We start from the raw sequence: 17,317 nt of genomic DNA on the forward strand, positions 1-17,317 counted from the left end.
CGGTAGCTCAACTGAATAGAGCATCTGACTACGGATCAGAAGGTTATAGGTTTGAATCCTATCCGGGTCACTTTTTGCGTATTTAATTTGTTAAACATCACTTTGGATGCCTCCGGTTGTGACAATCGGGGGCTTCATCTTTTTATATCCCCCCGACCAGAGGTGGGTATAATCACGAAGAGGGGCTGTGTCGCACGTGCGGCACAGCCCCTCTCAGATAGAGTGTTGTATGATGTGGGGTTACTTCCTATCTGCCGGGGTGGTACCTCTGGGGAAGAAGATGCCTGCGGGGAAGCGGGTAAGGTTCTCCCAGCGATTGAGCAGCACGGCCTTATCACCCGTCATATCGAAGCGATAGATGGTATTGGTCTTGTATTTAGGACCAAAGCCGAGGAGGGTATTCATATAGACGTGACCCGTGGTAGGATTGACCTGAACGGTGTTGTAGGTCTGGGTATGCTCCGGATTGAGGGACTCCTTAATATCCACCATGAGCTTGGACTCTCCGGTGGAGAAGAGGTGACGGTAGACCTTCTGCCCCAGTGAGCTGTAGTAGATGGTGTCGCCCTTGGCGGAGATGCCGGGTGCAGCGGCAAAGGTCATGGCGAGCAGATCGCCTCCATTCTCCTTGGTGATCTCATTCACCTTCTCGACCTCGTACGTCTTGGTATTCACCAGACGGATCTTACCGATGCCCTTCTCGAGGTTGGAGACGTAGAGGTGGTCGTCGTCGGCATTGATGATGCCGGAGATGCTGCCACCATACTTTACCTCGTGGACGATGGTGTTGCTCTCGGGGTCGATTACCTTGAGGTAACTATTCTGTGAGAAGAAGACCTTGCCATTGCTGACTGCCATGGTATTCTTGCGGGCACCTCTCGATCCCTCGATAAATGTCAGCTGGTTGGCAGCGTACATGGTATTGAAGAACCAGATACCTTTGTTGTCGCGAATGTAGATCTTGTACCCGTCCACCACGGCGACGTGAGTGGGCCAGTCGAGCTCCTTCTCCTTAAAGGGATAGTTCCCGATCTTGCGCAGGGTCTTGGTGTCAAAGATGGTCAGCTGTCCATCGGTGTCGGGGTTCCTATTCTGTGAGATGACGAAGTACTTCCCGCCGCTCTCAAACATATCCTGAGAGCATGCGCCGGGTGCGCGGCCATTGATGCTCTCATAGACATAGGGCGTGGCACTGGTGCGCGGCGAGATATAGATGAGTGAGCTCATCTCGGATGGAGTGCTCCAGACGCTGCCTTCGTTGAGGATAAAGGTGCCGCGCGGATCACTGTAGTCATTGAGCGTGAGGGTTACAAGGCTTCTGAAGACCTGCCCCTTCTTGTCGACTCCGGAGACCATCACCTTGGCCGGTCCGCTGGTGCAGACGACCGGTGCGACGATGATTAGCTCGCTCTTCTCTTCGTCGTAGCCGACATTCCATGCAGAGTTGGATGTGGTGCCGACGATGTCTTTCAGCTCCTTACTCTCCACCTTCACCCGGATGGTGTCTCCCGGGAAGGCGTCCATCGTGGTCTCGCCGTTGTCGAGGGTGAGGTTGATGGAGGACTTGGTCGTCTCCTGGGTCGGCGCATCATCGTCCAGCGAACACCCGAAGAGTGCAAAGCTGAGTGATGCCAGGAGGAGTGCCCTCCATGTAAGTGACATTTTGTTCATGGTTGTTGGATTGAGTTATGTTGATGTTAGTTCATTTCTTATTAGGAAGGGGTGCAGGGACAAACTTATTGCCGTGAGGTCTGCCCACGTAGCTGTCCATACCGTCCTGGAAGGACCAGCCGTCCCAGCAGCCGTCCACCAGGTGGCGGAGGCTGTAGACCAGCTGAGAGTATGAGAAGCTGTCGAGACGGTTATCCTTGACGTAGTAGACCCAGTAGCCGTTCTTATACCAGCCCTCCTTCCAGTGTCCGGACTCGTCTCCAAACTTATACTTGTCGGCATCCTTGGCGTTCTCCACGAAAGTGATGCCATTGCCGTTATTGGAGAGCTTCTGCCCGTCGAGGATTATCGGAGCGCGTGGGGTGGTGGGCGTGAACTGGTACCCCATGCCGAAGATCACATCAAGTCCGCCAAAGGCCTTGCCGAGGAGCAGACTCAGACGGGGATCGGCCTCGACGACAGCCATCATCATATCGTATCCGGTCTTATCTCCATCGAAGCGGTAGCCCCATACCATCGCATCGGGCTGCTTGTCGTCGTGCCACTCGATGACGAGGGCGGCTCTCTTCTCACCCTCTCCGACCCAAAACTCGATGTCATTCATGGTGAAGAGCGGGTCTCCTCCCTCGGAGATGTCCGCCTCCTCTATCACCGGCTCATCACTCACGCCGAGCGTACCATCCTCCTTCATCCCGAGGTAGGAGAGGGAGAGAGACTTGTCCAGATCCGTTGGCGTCTCGCCCTCACTGATCACCTCCTTGCCATCCTCCGTCAGGTGGGATAGTCGGTAGGTCGCCTTGGGAAGCTTCTCGGAGGGGAGCCAGACGAGGTAAGCAGCCACAAGGTCGGGGCTGAGCATCTCCTGCTTGTCGAGAGGAAGGCTCGGTGAGGAGTCTCCTCTTGTGCCCCTCATCTCTCCGGTCGCAGGGTCATAGAAGGCATCCGTACTGAAGAGGGTGCCATCGGCTGACTTTAGGGTGAGTGTATTGAGTGCGACCGCCTCGTCCGTACCGTTGTGGAACTGGAGGAAGAGGAGTTGTCCCTTCGGCTCGAGCTTGACGGGACTGACCTTCTCCTCATCAGGAGTGATGGTGACCGGCCGGATAAAGAGCGGCTGGTGGATCTCCTTCAGGAGGTCGTAGGGAAGCAGCCCGCCAAAGCCCTTAGGCTTGATCGCCTGTCCTCCACCGACCGGGATGGTCATCGGAGCTACCGCCCTCGTCTCCTTACCGGACACGACGGATCCGGTCACGGTGATCGGTCGCGTGGTGTCAAAGCGGTCATGAGGTACAGTCACGTCGAAGCGTACCTTGTCCCCTTCGCCGGGAATGACCTCGGGTCTGAGGGTGATGGGCATACTCTTCTTCCCCTCCTGCGTGAGGAGCAGGTGTAGGGTAAGCTCCTTATTCCAGTAATAGGCCATTGAGCCCTTTACGCCCTCCAGGGAGAGAGGATCAGGCATACCGACCTCGATCGAGACTTTCCGGTCCGTGGGCGTCGGCTCGTCCTCCCCCTTACATCCGACCAGTCCGATTAGGAGGAGTGGTAAGCAGAGAAGTAGCTTGTGTATAGAAATCTTATTCATAGAAAATGGTGTTAAAATCTGACAATGAGAGAACCGAGCACATTACGCCGAGGCATCGGGTAGTACTGCGTCGACTCGTAGTAGGTATTGAAGAGGTTGTCCACCCTCATCTGAGGAGAGAGGATTACCTTATTTCCGAGAGCTATGGTGTAGCCCGCCTGGAGGTTGCAGACATTGTAGGGGTAGGTGAAGTAGGACTGATCCGTCGTGATAAAGCGGACACCGACATAGGTGGTCTGGAAGTTAACAAACGCCTGCTTGTAGTCGAGCGAGAGACGGATGCTCCACTTCTGCTTGGGGACATAGGGGATCTGCTTGAGGAGCGAGCCGTCATCCTTGTGCTGCTTTGTCCGAGTGTGGGAGTCGGTATAGGTGTAATTGAACGTCACCGAGCTGCGCAAGTCCTTGTGCGTATAGGAGAGCCGGCTCATCAGCTCCACACCGGCAGAGAGGACGTCTCGCTTATTTTGAGGTGTCCAGAGCCACTGATTGGACGAGCTGCCTCTGCCTCGTGCGCTCTCGTCGGTCGGCAGCCAGAGGATCCAGTTGTCGATCAGCATCAGGTAAGGTGCCACCTCAGCCTTGAAGTTCCACCCCCTCCTGATGGGCAGGTCGAGCGAGAATGTGGCATCAAAGGAGGTCCCTCGCTCCGGCAGGACGTCAGGATTACCGCCCGGGCGCCAGTAGAGCTCATTGAGGCTGGGGAATCGGTAGTTGTACGCCACACTGCTGCGGATGTTGAACCTATCGGGCACGATGCTTCCTATCACCCCGAGGGAGTAGGTGCAGACCGGCTTCCTCCAGTCGTTCGTCTCCAGCATCAGCCGGAGGTCGGTGAGCCAGTGGTCAGCAAATTGCCACCGCAGAGAGTTGTGCCAAGAGAGGATGTTTCGGTACTCCTTGACCGGGGGCTCCAGATCGGGGATCTTGTACTCGATGTCATCGATGGTGTACTTACTCGGATCCAGATCCCTGTAGCTCTCCGCCTTGGCCATGTCGTGCTGGTAGGTGAGCGTCGTATTGAGGAGGATCTCCTCGGTGAGGCGGTGGGAGAAGTCGCCACTCAGGCTCCACGTATGGCTGGCATTGGTATTCCCATAGGGGTCAAAGTGGGTGGTGGAGTACCACTTGTCGTAACGCAGCTGATAGAAGATGTAAGCCCCCTTAACGGCCAGCTGAGACTTGGAGCCAAAGTGCCTGTCCCATCCTGCGTAGGCGCGGAAGTTTTGCTCCTTCTGTCGCTCGTGGGATGTCGCCTCCACACCAAGTGGCTGCGGAAGCATCCTATCCCCGTACTGATACCAGACGGCTGTCGATAGGCGAGACTCGGGCGAAAACCGATAGTGCAGATCCTGCATTGCTGAGGCCATACTGTACTCGGCATCGACCCTCTGCTCGAGGAAATGCTCATTGGAGGTGACCTTATTGATGTAGGAGAAGTTGTTGTCAGAGTGCTGGAAGTAGGCCCGTGTCTTCATCGAGAGACGGTTGGTGCCATAGCGCATCGCCCCCTTGACGGTGTAGGTATTGTAGGAGCCGTACTCTGCGGAGAGGTCTGTCACCGTGCGACCATCCCAGACAGGGATATTGGAGACATTGACACTGCCTCCGACCGCTCCTGTGCCGCTCTTCACGTCATTGCTCCCGTAGACCAGCGAGACCTTGTCGGCAAAGAAGACCGGCATCTGAGAGAAGTCAAAGATCCCTGCCATAACGGGAGTGATATTGACGCCATTCCAGTTTACTCGTGTCTGTGACGGGCTGGCACCGCGGAAAGAAGCGGTCGCCAGCGCACCAAGCCCCATACTCTTGACGTTGATTGAGGTCTGCTCGATCAGCAGATCTGCGAGGCTCCTGGACTGGAAGACCTCAAGGATCGGAGCAGGGATGGTCTGGGTCTTTGCCCCGATATTGACCTCTTTCTCCTTGGTGATATACTTCTCTGTCACGAAGAGCGTCTGCAGCGTATAGCTCCGGGCGATACTGTCCTCCTCGTGGACGTCTTGTGCGATGGCGGAGATGGTGGGGAGGATGAGCCCGAGCGTCACCATTGCCGATATAACTCGTTTATTCATCAGTCTTGGGGGAAAATGATCATTCTGGGGTAAACGCCCACCTTATAGCTCTTCACCTCCCGGGTCTCTCGTGAGAAGACGCGCACATAACCTCGCTGTGCCGTGTAGTCGAGGCAGTCGCAGATGCACACCTCGCCCTTAGGAGAGACACCCATGCCGTACATCATACTGACGCCCGGGAGCTCGAGGTACTTCTCCACTTTGCCGGTCTTGGTATTGAGGGTATAGACGGTCTGCACTGGATCGGAGGCCTTTCTGTCCGTCCCATCCTTTGTGGCCACCATGAGGTTGAAGTAGATCAGCGTCTTTGTGGGATCCATATCGACACGATTGTAATTGGGCATCCCGACGATATCCCCTTTCTTAATGTCCGAGAGGACATAGGGGATCTCCACTTTCTTGATCACTCGCTCCTGAGCCGGGTCAATACAATTCAGTGTCAGGCTCTTCTGATCTCGTGCCAGCCTCGGGGTCGTGACAACCCAAAGGTGGTCATCGGCATCGACCTGCATCTTACAGGTCTTCGTCAGCTCACCCACCACGACATCCTCCATAAGGCGCATATTCCGGATGCTATAGTCATCGCAGTCAAAGACTGCCAGCCCCCGATTGAGATATGCCCCGAAGACCTTACCTCCGACGGAGGTGATCTTCTCGATGCTGGTAGACTTGAGTGGCAGCCTGATATACTCCAGCTCCTTGTAGGGTGGCTTGGTACGGATGGTAACGATCTGTCCGTAGAGGTCGGAGACCATCGCTGTGGAGTCGGAGAGGGGTGCGATGAAGCGAGGAGAGCCGGACTCCTTGTACCGGATGCAACCGACGCTCTTAAAGGTCTTCTTATCCAGCACCTCGACGCGCCGGGAGTTGTTGACTGCGACGAAGTAGTAGCCGTTGATCTCCGTGACAGACTGTGCCACATCGCCGAGGGGTCGGTCATTAACCCACCGGAAGACATCGAAGTAAGTCTTACCATCCTCGTAGATTACCGATAGGGCGGCGGTATTGGTGGTGAAGAGTCCCTCATTCACCACGATCATCACCGCTTTATTGCCGTCCTCCCCCTCGAAGGAGGGAAGCTCCGGAACCTTGTCGCAGGCACACACTACTGAGAGCAGTGCTGTCAGCAATCCCATTAGATGTACTCGTGTACTCATAACTCTCTACAACTGTCGTGGTCACCGGGGTAGGGGTATGATATGAGCGAGCGTAGTATGATGTAGACGCGGATGCGGGTCGATCGATGGCGGCTCAAGCGTGGCTCCTCTCCCCGGAAGCACATTACTCTATGACTGTGGCAGGTCTTCCGGCTTGCTCCCTCCTCTCACCTCCTTCCCGTCGCCGGGTGGCGACAGTGGAGTGTAGGGTGTGAGGGGAGTCGTTGATGGAGCTTACGGCAGCGGGTCTGCTCAGGCTTTGCACCTGATTCCCTTTTCATCCTCTCGTCCGGAGATCCCGAACGTAGGACACCAACAGTCTTCTCGGACGCAAAGTTAACTATTATTGTCTACCTTCCCAAAAAGACTTTTGCGGTATCGATGCGTTGACCTTGCAAAACCCTCGACTTCTCGGGTCCGAGGCTAGAAGGGGATGGGGAGATCAGGAAATATAACTATATTTGCAAAGCTATGTAAGCAGGATGCCTATAGTGAAGAATACCGACACCATCGAGATCCGGAAGGGACAGCGGGATCGTATGCTACGGGCGTACGACTACCTGAGGTCGCACGGCTTCGTCGAGACGACCGACGATGTCGCCCTCCGCATGGGGGTCAATCGGTCCTCCGTCCGATCCGCTCTCTCCCGAGGCGGGACCTATATGTCTCTTCGTCTGATCGATGCCTTCCTCGGTGCCTTTGAGGGCATCTTCTCCCGCGACTGGCTGGTGGACGGGGTGGGCGAGATGCTCGCTGATGGGGAGGTCTTCTCTACTTCGCCCCATCCGACCCGGAGTGACCGGGTCAGCCATCTGATGGAGCAGGAGGGGCTCACCTACGGAGAGATGACTAAGGAGGTGGGTCTGAGCAGTGCGTCGACGCTCTTCCGCATCACCCGCTATGGACAGAGACCGCAGGACGGGACGCTGGACAAGATCCTGGAGCGGTACCCCAAGTATAGCCGCGACTGGCTCTATGCCGGTGTCGGTCCGATGCTGAGGACCCCTGAGGGCTCCCGCAAGGAGCACGAGGTGCCGGAGGAGCTGGATGAGGAGACCGCGGCGATCAGTACAGCCATCCCTTACATTCCCTCGCAGACGATGAGGTTTCCCCTCGTCGAGGATCCGGCGGTTGCTGGGACGCTCACCAGTTTCGGCGACCCTGATCCGGAGGGTGTGCGTATGATCGAGGTGCCGGTGGATCGCCCCTATCGCGGGACCTACCGCATATTTACCATACGAGGCGACTCGATGGACAACGGCACCAGCAAGGGGCTTGCCGAGGGAGATCGGGTACTGGCGCGTAGTGTCGATCGGGACTACTGGCTCGATGGTCTGCATACCCGCGACTGGCTCTACTTCATCTTCGTTACCCGGACCGAGGGGATCGTGATCAAGCAGGTGGTGGCTCAGGATCCTGCCCGGGGACTCTTCCGGCTACACTCGCTCAACCCCTTTTACCACGACTTCGACCTCCATGTATCGGATGTCGTGGCGATCTATAATGTCATCGAGATCGTCTCCAGACGTCTGACCGTATGAGTGTCCGAAATATCATCTTCGACCTGGGCGGGGTGCTGCTGATAGACCGCCCTGAGGAGAGTCTCCGTCGCTTCGACCGGCTCGGCTTCGTGGAGGCGCGCCACCTGCTCTCGCCCTATCCCGCAGAGGGGCTCTTCCCTGACCTGGAGGTGGGACGGTTCTCCAAGGAGGAGTGCCTCGATCTCGTCCGTCGGAGATATGGCCATGCGCTCACCGTGGAGGACTTCACCTGGGCGCTCGTCGGCTATGCGGGCGAGGCGGAGCTCTACAAGCTGGACTATCTCCGGGAGCAGCTGACCGACTGTCGGCTCTTCCTCGCCACCAATACCAATGCCTTCCTCTACGACTACTATCGGTCGCCCCGCTTCCTCCCCTCCGGCGAGTCGCTGGAGAGCTACTTCGAGCGCTGCTACGCCTCTCACCTCCTTCATATGAAGAAGCCCGACCCTCGCTTTTACCGACTGATCTTAGAGGAGAATGGGCTGGACCCCCGGGAGACCATTTATATCGATGATCGGGAGGAGAATGTCCGGGCAGCGAGTCAGCTAGGGATGAGGACCCTTCGCCCGATGAATGGCTCCGACTGGCGGAGTGACCTGGAGAAGCTACGCCGCCATGAGTGACGAGACACCCATCACTTCCTACCGCTCCCTCACAGGGGAGGGAGCAGGGCTCTACAGCGAGCTGCGGAGTCGCTTCATCTCACGGGCAGTCCCGGTCACCTCGGTGGAGGAGGCGATGGCAGTGGTCGAGGAGGAGCGCGCCAAGTATCACGATGCACGCCACTGCTGCTGGGCTTATGTGGTCGGCATCCGGGAGCGGGAGGAGCGGTGCAGCGATGACGGGGAGCCCTCCTCCACGGCGGGGAAACCGATCCTCGGGAGGATCCATGCCCTCGAGCTGACCAATGTCGTGGTGACTGTGGTACGCTACTTCGGCGGCAAGCTCCTCGGCACCTCAGGGCTGATCGTCGCCTACCGCGAGGCGGCCCGACTGGCACTCGACGATGCGCCGATCGAGGAGACGCTCCTCACGACCGCGCTCACCCTGCGCTTCCCTTACGATCGGATCAATCCGGTGATGATGCTCCTGAGGGACTACGAGGTGGAGACACTTGACTCCACCTCCGACCTGGAGGGCTATATATGGCAGGTGACGGTGGAGGACGCCCGCCTCCCGCTCTTCCTTGAGGCTGCCCGGTCGCTCTATTACCTCCGTATGGACCCCGACCCCGAGGAGCGAACTTCTTAGGGGAGTCCGGAGCCTTTACTATATCGTATGAAAAAACTCTATCTCATAGACCAGCGGGACTCATTTGTCTACAACCTTGCCCAGCTCCTTCGCGAGGGGTGCGGGGCTGACGTGAGTGTGCTGCCGGAGGAGGCTCTCGTCGAGTCGGGCGCTCTGGATGGTGCCGATGGCGTGGTGCTCTCGCCCGGTCCCGGCACCGTGGAGGAGCATCCCCTGTCGCTACGCTTCCTCAGACGACAGGCGGAGATGCCGGATCCCCTCTCTGTCCTCGGGGTCTGTATGGGGCATCAGGAGATAGGGACGCTCTACGGTATGGAGCTCTATCGGCTGGACCACCCCCGGCATGGCGTTGCGTCGCGCATCACGTGGCGAGATGGATCTTACCCGACGATGACCGTAGGGCGGTACCACAGCTGGGCCCTCAGGGAGACCGACGAGAGCCACAGCCTGATCCGCATCCTGGCAGACACGGTGGAGGACGGGGTGGTGATGGCGATACGCCACAGGACGCTCCCGCTGACGGGGCTGCAGTTCCATCCCGAGAGCATACTCACCCCTCAGGGAGGTCTGCTTCTGAGAGACTGGTGTCGCACTCTCTGACCCGGTCTGGGACTTGAGAGGCAAGGAGATATTTCGTACCTTTGCCCCCGCGTTTCACCTCCAGGGTCGTGAACCTCTCGGAGAGACCGTGGGACGCATGACACTCATTATTATATATACCCATAGATTATGGCAACAGTTATCAGACTGCAGAGACACGGTCACAGAGCCTACGCTTTCTACTCGATCGTCGTCACACACCGTAGAGCACCCCGCGATGGTCGTTTCATCGAGAAGCTGGGCACCTACAACCCCAATGTCGATCCCGCCGTCGTGGATCTCAATTTTGAGCGCGCGCTCTACTGGATCGAGCAGGGCGCTCAGCCCTCAGACACCGTGCGCAGCATCCTCTCCCGTGAGGGCGTGATGATGATGAAGCACCTCCGTGGAGGAGTCCGCAAGGGCGCATTCTCCGAGGAGGAGGCTCAGAAGCGCTTCGACGAGTGGATGAAGGCAAAGAAGAGCTCCTACGAGAGCGAGAAGGAGAAGGTAGAGTCCGCCAAGCGTGACACTGCCAAGAAGCTCCTCGATGCAGAGCGCAAGATCAATGAGGCTCGTGCCAAGGCTATCTCCGAGAAGCAGGCCGAGGCAAAGAAGGCTGCTGAGGAGGCTGCCGCAGCCGAGGCCGCTGCTGAGGCTCCCGCTGAGGAGGCTCCTGCCGAGGAGGCAGCTCCTGAGGCTCCCGCCGCAGAGTAACCTCGCCACAAGATACAAGCCGAGGGGGTCCGCACGACTATCGTGCGGGTCCCCTCGGCTTATACCCTCCACCAGACCCGGAAAAATACTCATCTCTCATAAAAATGCCGACCTGTCTGCGCTATTATGTGAAATATTACTAAGTTTGTCGGTATAAGTGCGCTCTCGGTGGACAGGTCGTCGCCTGACTTCGGTCGATCGGGGATACAAGAACCACATTACTACACCATTATCATGAAGACAAAACAGGTACTTCTATGGCTTACGATGGTAGGCCTTCTTACTCTAAGCGGCTGTGAGTCTGACAACACACCCGACGACAGCACAGTCGGCAATGTCTCAGTCAGCAATACCGCACTCACCTTTGCTAACGACGGCGGCTCACAGGACATCACCGTCACCGGATCCAAGGAGTGGACCTATATCTCCAACGTCCCCGAGGGACAGTGGCTTACTCTAACCCAGAGCGAGGATAAGCTTACCGTCAAGGTGGCACCCAATCAGCTGGGGGCTCAGCGTGCTGCCACCATCGTCATCATCGGCAGCAAGAATAATAAGAAGATCTCCGTTATCCAGTCGGCCGCTGAGGCTAAGATAAGCTTCGGCAATACGGACGAGATCACCCTTACGAATAAGGAGGAGAGCCGGATGGTTACCGTCGAGACTAATACTCAGTCCTGGAGCCTCGAGCCTCTCCCGGCAGAGGTCGACTGGCTCAGGGTCACCGCATCCGGAGATAATCATATCCTTATCCTAAAGGCAACTGCCAACCACTCCTACGAGGCGCGGACCGCAACCATCATCGCTAAGACAGAGAATGGAGAGCAATTTGCCCTTAAGGTGACTCAGAAGGGAGTGGAGAAGTACATCATCCCCTATATACCGGGCGAGACCTATCGGACCATCGATATGATGAACTTTGAGAGGGAGAGAGGTAATATCCTCCAGGCCTATCAGCAGCCCGGATACGATACGCTGAGGGATGAGCCCATCAATGGCATTGCTCAGTACATTACCTCCAGTGATGTGATGCCGGTGCTCGTCTACGTACAGGAGATGGGAGACCCCAAGTACACCGTCGCTCAGACGCTGATCTACGAGAAGGATAACGTCAGTCACCCCGAGACCGAAGCTTATATGAAGCTCCTCGAGGACAATGGCTACGAGCTGGATGAGGAGATGTCTCAGGATCTCGTCAAGTCCTACTTCAGAAAGGACGACCTTGTATTTGCTCAGATCAATATCACAGAAGGAGGTTCCGTTATCTCCTTCCGTCCTATGTATCCCCAGACAAAGGACTATCCTACCTTCAGCAAGCTGCCCGAGGGGCCCAAGGGCTTTATGGACCTGCTCAATAATCCTGCGGTGAAGTACAACGAGGTACTTGACTATGAGACCAAGGCCGGCAGTACCTTCAATAAGGCCGGTCAGGGTCCCGTGATGGACAAGGATAATCCTGATCTCTACAGATTTGTCTCCTTCGAGACCGGACTGACCGGCGCAGAGGAGGAGGGCATGCGCTCCTACTTCTTCTACACCAAGGATCATCCTCAGGTGTCCGGACTCCTGCAGTCTGTCGCTGAGGTCTGCCTCTACTTCCGCAACCCGAGTCTTGCCATCCGTCTTGAGGGAAAGAATAAGTTCGTCACTTATGAGTTTGAGGACCTCCTTACGGCTAATGGTTATAAGTACGACGGACGTAGTGACAGAGGTACCTACTTCTACTGGAAGAGGGTAAGCCCCGAGTGGGTACGAGTGCTGTATGTCGATGCCGTTAGGTTTACCGACGTCTTTGACAACGCTCAGTCACTGGAGATCGGCTACTATATGCAGTACGAAAAGGAGGCGGCTCCCGCTGCTCAGTCTGAGGCCGCTCTCGCCATCCGTCAGGCCAAGAAGGGAGACTACAGCCGTATCGGGTCTCTCGGCTACAATAGATACAGCCATCGTGCGCCCCGGAGATAAGGACCCATAGAGATCATTACATATGAGACTATATAGAGACACTATCCTCCCCCTCCTTGCGCTTTGTGCCCTGCTGGTCACGGCATGTAGCGAGGATACTCCGGAGGAGGCTCCCGTCACCATACCGCTCTCCGCCTCACAGATCACGCTCCCCAAGGGCGCCGCTGTAGAGACAGTCACCATGAAGATGGATGAGAGTGAGATGGAGGACTGGGACTACATGCTTACGCCTGAGGTGGACTGGCTAAAGGTGACCCGCAAGGGTACGGATGTCGTCCTCTCCGCACAAGAGAATAACGACTCGCAAGACCGTCATACGACGGTGCAGCTGCTCCTCGGTCATCGGACGGGCAAGATCCAGGTGACCCAGTCCGCAGCTGATATGACCCTCTCCACCAATCTCAAGGAAATCAACCTCAGTGCCATGGGAGGTGAGAGCGTCGTCCGCGTGGAGAGTAACAGCTCCACCTGGGCAGTCCGCACAGAGGAGGGAGCTGACTGGCTCTCTGTAAGCTCTGTTCCCGAGAAGGGACTGCTCCTGATCACCGCTTCCCGTAATACTGCACAAGAGGAGCGGAGCGCTAAGGTGATCCTTGGCGACGAGGGTAAGGAGGAGCAGCAGGTGACGGTCACCCAGGCCGCCCCGCTGGTCTTCTTCGAGCCCTTCAAGGATGACACCAAGGAGCTCGTCTACAGGGATCTGATCGACTTCGAGGAGGGCAGAGGCTTCGTCTTCACATTCATGCAGATCGGATCCAATGACGGGTTTATGGGTTCGCCGGATGTGCTCTCCTTCAAGACCACCAGCGACCTCCTCCCCCAGATCAGCTACTTCCGTGCTGTCGATTACGACAATATCTATGAGTCAGCCAGAGTGACTGTGGAGACCGGCGAGATGCCTAAGGAGGACCACCCCTTTGTGCAGTATCTCCTCGCACAGGAATATACCAAGAGGTATGACCACCACGAGGACGACGTCCACTTGGTCAGCCCCGATGGCTACTTCTCTGTCCGGGCCGCCTACAGCAGGCAGGATGACAACTTCTACTTCTACTTTACTCCCGAGTATCGTCAGGATGGTCCTCTCCCCACCTTTGAGACCCTGCCTATGGGACCGGAGGGAATGCTCGATCGAGTGGATAATAAGGATGTCAAGTTCCCCGACATAGATAAGTGGGAGACGGAGACCCTCAAGAGTGAGCAGCTCTTTGTACAGAAGGCCGGCACCGACCCGGATCGTCCGGATGATGTCTATCAGGCACTCTATAAGACTGCCGAGGGGACACCGGAGGATATGCGGTGGTACACCTTCTACTACTCCTATCCTCCACGCAATATCAATCCCGGCGATAAGATCCAGAGTGTATCTGAGAGCAAGCTCGTCTTCCGTGACAAGTCCAAGATCCTATTCATCATCGACAAGAGGACGCTGAAGTTTAAGACCACCCAGGAGTTCGCCGACCTCCTCAAGGCCAATGGCTACGAGTACCATGGCGTCGCCCCCAGCCTCGGTATGAGGTACCAAAATGCTCAGAAGGGCATGGAGGTCTACGTGATGCTGGCGGACTTCAAGGGCGTCGTTGAGGGAGATGACACCGTGATGGCAGTCCTTTACTACAAGAAGATGACTCCCGCCACCCGATCTCTCACCTCTGCCGCAGTGCCTGAGGAGGCTGCTGTGGCGACCGGTGTGAGAGCGTCCGACACATTCCTATCTAATCGACACTAATGAGATGAAACATATACATTACCTATCAGCCTCCCTGCTCATTCCTGCCCTCATGGGGCTCTCCTCCTGCGTCTCGACGGATCAGCCGGAGCAGGAGGGCGCACCCGTCGTGGAGCAGCAGAGCAACCATAGGGAGGACTACACCAATGTCATCCCCGGGACTCTGGTCGTCAAGCTCACTCCCGAGCAGCTGGCCAGCTATCGCAAGGGCGGATCGACCTCTGTCACCAGAGCACTCTCCTCAGAGGCGGCGTACTGGCCGGAGACCTTAGGCGAGATCACGATGACCCCTCTCTTCCTAGACGAGGACGCTTTCAGAGAGCGTCGTCACCGGGCAGGGCTGGATCGCTGGATGATCGTTACCTACAAGGGACAGGTCCCGTCGCATAAGGCTAAGGCTCTGGTCGAGGCATCTGAGAGCTTTGAGGCGGTAGAGCTTCAGTGGGCTATGGCCACGCCGGAGTCTAAGATCACCCCCGTCTCTGCAGAGCAGCTCCGAGAGCTCAGTACCACCAGGGCGATGGACCGCTTCGATGACCCCTTGCTCCCTGCCCAGTGGCACTATTACAATGATGGTCATCAGTACCCCCATTGCATTGCCGGTGCAGATATCAACCTCCTCGAGGCGTGGCAGGTAGAGACCGGCAAGCCCGGTGTCGTCGTCTGCGTCGTCGATGGCGGTATCGACTACAAGCACCCCGACCTGGCAGGACATGTTGACGTGGAGAGAAGCTTCAACTTTGTGCTTGACAAGAATAATAAGCCCAAGGGTAAAGGCAACGTCTACGATGCATCCGGTCACGGAACCCACGTCGCCGGCACCATCGCTGCGGTGAATAATAACGGCATCGGGGTCTGCGGTATCGCCGGCGGAGATGGTACTCCCGGCACGGGCGTTACGCTGATCAATGCTCAGGTATTTGGCTACGACACAGAGCGCTCCCTCGGTGGTGCAGCAGGTATTGCCTACGGGGCAGACCATGGTGCCGTCATCAGTCAGAATTCCTGGGGCTACAGAGCCCCCGGGCCTAAGACTCTCCCGGAGTACGATCGTGAGGCGATCGACTACTTTGTCCGCAATGCCGGTAAGCTGGAGGATGGCACGCAGGATCCCAATAGCCCGATGGCAGGCGGCGTTGTCATCTTTGCCGCCGGCAATGACGGACTCACCTTCCACAGCTACCCCGGCTCGTATGAGGGGTGTATCAGTGTTGCCTCCATCGGGTGGGACTTCCAGCGCGCTTCGTACTCCAATAGTGGCGACTGGGTATCGATATCTGCTCCCGGTGGAGACCAAAACCGCCACTTCGACCGTGGCGGGGTACTCAGCACGGTCCCCACAGCTTACGACAAGAGCGGGTACGGCTATATGCAGGGGACCTCTATGGCCTGCCCTCATGTCTCCGGCGTCGCCGCACTGATCGTATCCAAGTACGGTCGCATGGGCTACACCTCCGAGATGCTCAAGCAGCGGCTCCTCTCTGCCGTCAAGCCTTACAGCATCGGGGATCTCAACCAGCAGTTCCGTGGACAGCTCGGCTCCGGCTACCTGGACGCAGCTGCCGCTCTGCTGGACGACAATAAGATCGCCCCGGAGGCTCCTGTGGAGATAGCGGCCTCTCAGATCGGCTACACTGATGTCACCCTCTCCTGGTCAGCTACCGCAGACGAGGATGGACTGGGGGGGACAGCGCTCCTCTACAGACTCTACTACAGTGAGAGCCCCATCACCGCATCCATCCTCGACAAGACCCCCTTTGTGGAGGTCTACGGCGGAGGTCTCGCTCTCGGCAAGACCATCAGCCGACGGCTCTCCGGACTTAAGGATGGGACCTCCTACTACGTGGGCGTTGTGGCAGTAGACCGCTTCGGTAACACCTCCGGACTGGCTACATCAGAGATCAAGACAAAGGCAAATGCCGCCCCTGTCATCACCGAGGGAATGCCTGATGGTCCGATCACACTCGACCGGTCAGCCACCTATACCCTCCGTCTCAAGGTCTCCGATGCAGACAGCCACAAGTGGACCTATCGTCTCGAGGGCGATCTCTCCGGGATCACATCTGTCCGAGAGGACGATACCATCGTCCTTACCATCAGCGGTGCACAGCACCTGGGAGAGCACGCCCTCTCGCTGATCCTCACCGATGAGTACGGCAAGACGACCAGCGTGGAGATCCCCTTCAAGAGCATCTCCTACCAGCCGGTCACTCTGGCTACCGGTCTCACTGAGCTGGAGGTGAAGGTCGGGGATACAGGACGGACGGTAGACCTCTCGAAGCTCTTCACCGCTACACCCGGCTACACCCTCACCTATGAGGTTGCGTCCGAGCGAGAGAGTCTCGTGAGCGTGTCTCTTAAGGACGGCATCCTCTCCCTCACACCGAGGGCTGTAGGCTACGCCCCCATCAGGATTACCGCCACAGATGGTCGATCCCACCTCACGGTACGGCTCTATGTCCGTGTAGTACGGTAGTAGGGTGCATGGACTAGTTCCATACTGCCGGTTGGACTGCCATCTGTAGTCCACGGCACCACAAGCGTCAGAGGGACCCTGAGGAGATAGCTCCTTAGGGTCCCCCTTTCTGTTTGTGTCAGTCGGAGTTTCTCACCCTTCAGGTCTTATGGATCCTCAGCGCTTTTCCTTAAAAAGACCTTTGCAAAATGGTCTCTTGAAGTATTTTCGTAGCCAGGCGCCCCCAGGGGTGACGCATTTGAGTCGTGCGAAGGACCTTCAGATCATTGTGAAGAACGTGTATAAAGCACCCGAACTGGTCGTCGGTTAGAGCCTGACTTATTCGGAAGCTTTAGTGGTGCAAAAATACCACCTTCGTACGGAGCAATTGTCTCACAGAGTCTCTTTATGTCTCTTACTGCCTCTTCCTGTTGAAAAATAGGGATACTAACAGGGGTGACGCATTTGAGTGGTACAGAAACCATTCAACTCATTGTAAAGAGTGGTGAACGAAGCACCCCGACAGGGGTGCCCGCTTTTTAGACCCGGGTCGAGGGGCGTAGCCCCGACGACCCGGGGGTCAGGCGTTGCT

General features: G+C 57.0%; 12 protein-coding genes and 1 riboswitch. Of the genes, 8 read left to right on the forward strand and 4 right to left on the reverse strand.

Features of this window, described 5'->3' with window-relative positions:
- Positions 1–240: 240 nt before the first annotated feature.
- From B088_RS06580 to B088_RS06595, 4 genes are read right to left on the reverse strand one after another with little or no spacing between them, the layout of a single operon-like run.
- Positions 241–1,671, reverse strand: a complete 1,431-nt coding sequence (locus tag B088_RS06580; protein WP_155802348.1) for a YncE family protein — start codon at positions 1,669–1,671, stop codon at positions 241–243.
- A gap of 31 nt (positions 1,672–1,702) precedes the next feature.
- Complete coding sequence (locus tag B088_RS06585; RefSeq protein ID WP_018107625.1) at positions 1,703–3,256, reverse strand: hypothetical protein; 1,554 nt, start codon at positions 3,254–3,256, stop codon at positions 1,703–1,705.
- An 11-nt stretch (positions 3,257–3,267) separates the two neighbouring features.
- Positions 3,268–5,331 (reverse strand): TonB-dependent receptor, encoded by a 2,064-nt coding sequence (locus B088_RS06590; protein ID WP_025081537.1) that lies wholly within the window; start codon positions 5,329–5,331, stop codon positions 3,268–3,270.
- On the reverse strand, positions 5,331–6,488 hold the full coding sequence (locus B088_RS06595; protein ID WP_025081538.1) for a DUF5074 domain-containing protein: 1,158 nt from the start codon (positions 6,486–6,488) through the stop codon (positions 5,331–5,333). Before B088_RS06595 ends, B088_RS06590 begins: the two co-directional genes overlap by 1 nt.
- A gap of 123 nt (positions 6,489–6,611) precedes the next feature.
- Positions 6,612–6,820, reverse strand: a riboswitch (cobalamin riboswitch).
- 150 nt (positions 6,821–6,970) lie between these two features.
- On the opposite strand from B088_RS06595, the gene B088_RS06600 reads away from it, so the two are divergent.
- The 8 genes from B088_RS06600 to B088_RS06640 all read left to right on the forward strand — a co-directional run bounded on the left by B088_RS06600 (position 6,971) and on the right by B088_RS06640 (position 16,746).
- Positions 6,971–8,029 (forward strand): S24 family peptidase, encoded by a 1,059-nt coding sequence (locus B088_RS06600; protein WP_018107628.1) that lies wholly within the window; start codon positions 6,971–6,973, stop codon positions 8,027–8,029.
- Positions 8,026–8,652 (forward strand): HAD family hydrolase, encoded by a 627-nt coding sequence (locus B088_RS06605; protein WP_018107629.1) that lies wholly within the window; start codon positions 8,026–8,028, stop codon positions 8,650–8,652. The genes B088_RS06600 and B088_RS06605 overlap by 4 nt, the downstream gene beginning before the upstream one ends.
- A complete protein-coding gene (locus B088_RS06610; RefSeq protein ID WP_018107630.1) occupies positions 8,645–9,280 on the forward strand; it encodes an IMPACT family protein in 636 nt (211 codons plus the stop codon). Before B088_RS06605 ends, B088_RS06610 begins: the two co-directional genes overlap by 8 nt.
- Before the next feature lie 27 nt (positions 9,281–9,307).
- Entirely contained in the window at positions 9,308–9,880 is a 573-nt protein-coding gene (locus B088_RS06615; RefSeq protein ID WP_018107631.1) for an aminodeoxychorismate/anthranilate synthase component II, read from the forward strand.
- Positions 9,881–10,009: 129 nt separating this feature from the next.
- The gene (locus B088_RS06620) at positions 10,010–10,576 is read left to right on the forward strand and encodes a 30S ribosomal protein S16 (protein ID WP_018107632.1); all 567 of its coding nucleotides are present in this window, start codon (positions 10,010–10,012) and stop codon (positions 10,574–10,576) included.
- Between the two features lie 234 nt (positions 10,577–10,810).
- Entirely contained in the window at positions 10,811–12,541 is a 1,731-nt protein-coding gene (locus B088_RS06625) for a BACON domain-containing protein (protein ID WP_081605481.1), read from the forward strand.
- A 22-nt stretch (positions 12,542–12,563) separates the two neighbouring features.
- Entirely contained in the window at positions 12,564–14,270 is a 1,707-nt protein-coding gene (locus B088_RS08390) for a BACON domain-containing protein (RefSeq protein ID WP_018107634.1), read from the forward strand.
- Positions 14,271–14,274: 4 nt separating this feature from the next.
- Positions 14,275–16,746 (forward strand): S8 family serine peptidase, encoded by a 2,472-nt coding sequence (locus B088_RS06640; protein WP_025081542.1) that lies wholly within the window; start codon positions 14,275–14,277, stop codon positions 16,744–16,746.
- Positions 16,747–17,317: the final 571 nt, after the last annotated feature.

This window comes from Porphyromonas bennonis DSM 23058 = JCM 16335 (assembly GCF_000375645.1).
In the GTDB taxonomy this organism is placed as follows: domain Bacteria; phylum Bacteroidota; class Bacteroidia; order Bacteroidales; family Porphyromonadaceae; genus Porphyromonas_A; species Porphyromonas_A bennonis.

Excerpts from the sequence above, each read along its gene's own strand:
- B088_RS06580 (WP_155802348.1), bottom strand. The coding sequence starts at position 1,671 with ATGAACAAAATGTCACTTACATGGAGGGCACTCCTCCTGGCATCACTC.
- B088_RS06585 (WP_018107625.1), bottom strand. The coding sequence starts at position 3,256 with ATGAATAAGATTTCTATACACAAGCTACTTCTCTGCTTACCACTCCTC.
- B088_RS06590 (WP_025081537.1), bottom strand. The coding sequence starts at position 5,331 with ATGAATAAACGAGTTATATCGGCAATGGTGACGCTCGGGCTCATCCTC.
- B088_RS06595 (WP_025081538.1), bottom strand. The coding sequence starts at position 6,488 with ATGAGTACACGAGTACATCTAATGGGATTGCTGACAGCACTGCTCTCA.
- B088_RS06600 (WP_018107628.1), top strand. The coding sequence starts at position 6,971 with ATGCCTATAGTGAAGAATACCGACACCATCGAGATCCGGAAGGGACAG.
- B088_RS06605 (WP_018107629.1), top strand. The coding sequence starts at position 8,026 with ATGAGTGTCCGAAATATCATCTTCGACCTGGGCGGGGTGCTGCTGATA.
- B088_RS06610 (WP_018107630.1), top strand. The coding sequence starts at position 8,645 with ATGAGTGACGAGACACCCATCACTTCCTACCGCTCCCTCACAGGGGAG.
- B088_RS06615 (WP_018107631.1), top strand. The coding sequence starts at position 9,308 with ATGAAAAAACTCTATCTCATAGACCAGCGGGACTCATTTGTCTACAAC.
- B088_RS06620 (WP_018107632.1), top strand. The coding sequence starts at position 10,010 with ATGGCAACAGTTATCAGACTGCAGAGACACGGTCACAGAGCCTACGCT.
- B088_RS06625 (WP_081605481.1), top strand. The coding sequence starts at position 10,811 with ATGAAGACAAAACAGGTACTTCTATGGCTTACGATGGTAGGCCTTCTT.
- B088_RS08390 (WP_018107634.1), top strand. The coding sequence starts at position 12,564 with ATGAGACTATATAGAGACACTATCCTCCCCCTCCTTGCGCTTTGTGCC.
- B088_RS06640 (WP_025081542.1), top strand. The coding sequence starts at position 14,275 with ATGAAACATATACATTACCTATCAGCCTCCCTGCTCATTCCTGCCCTC.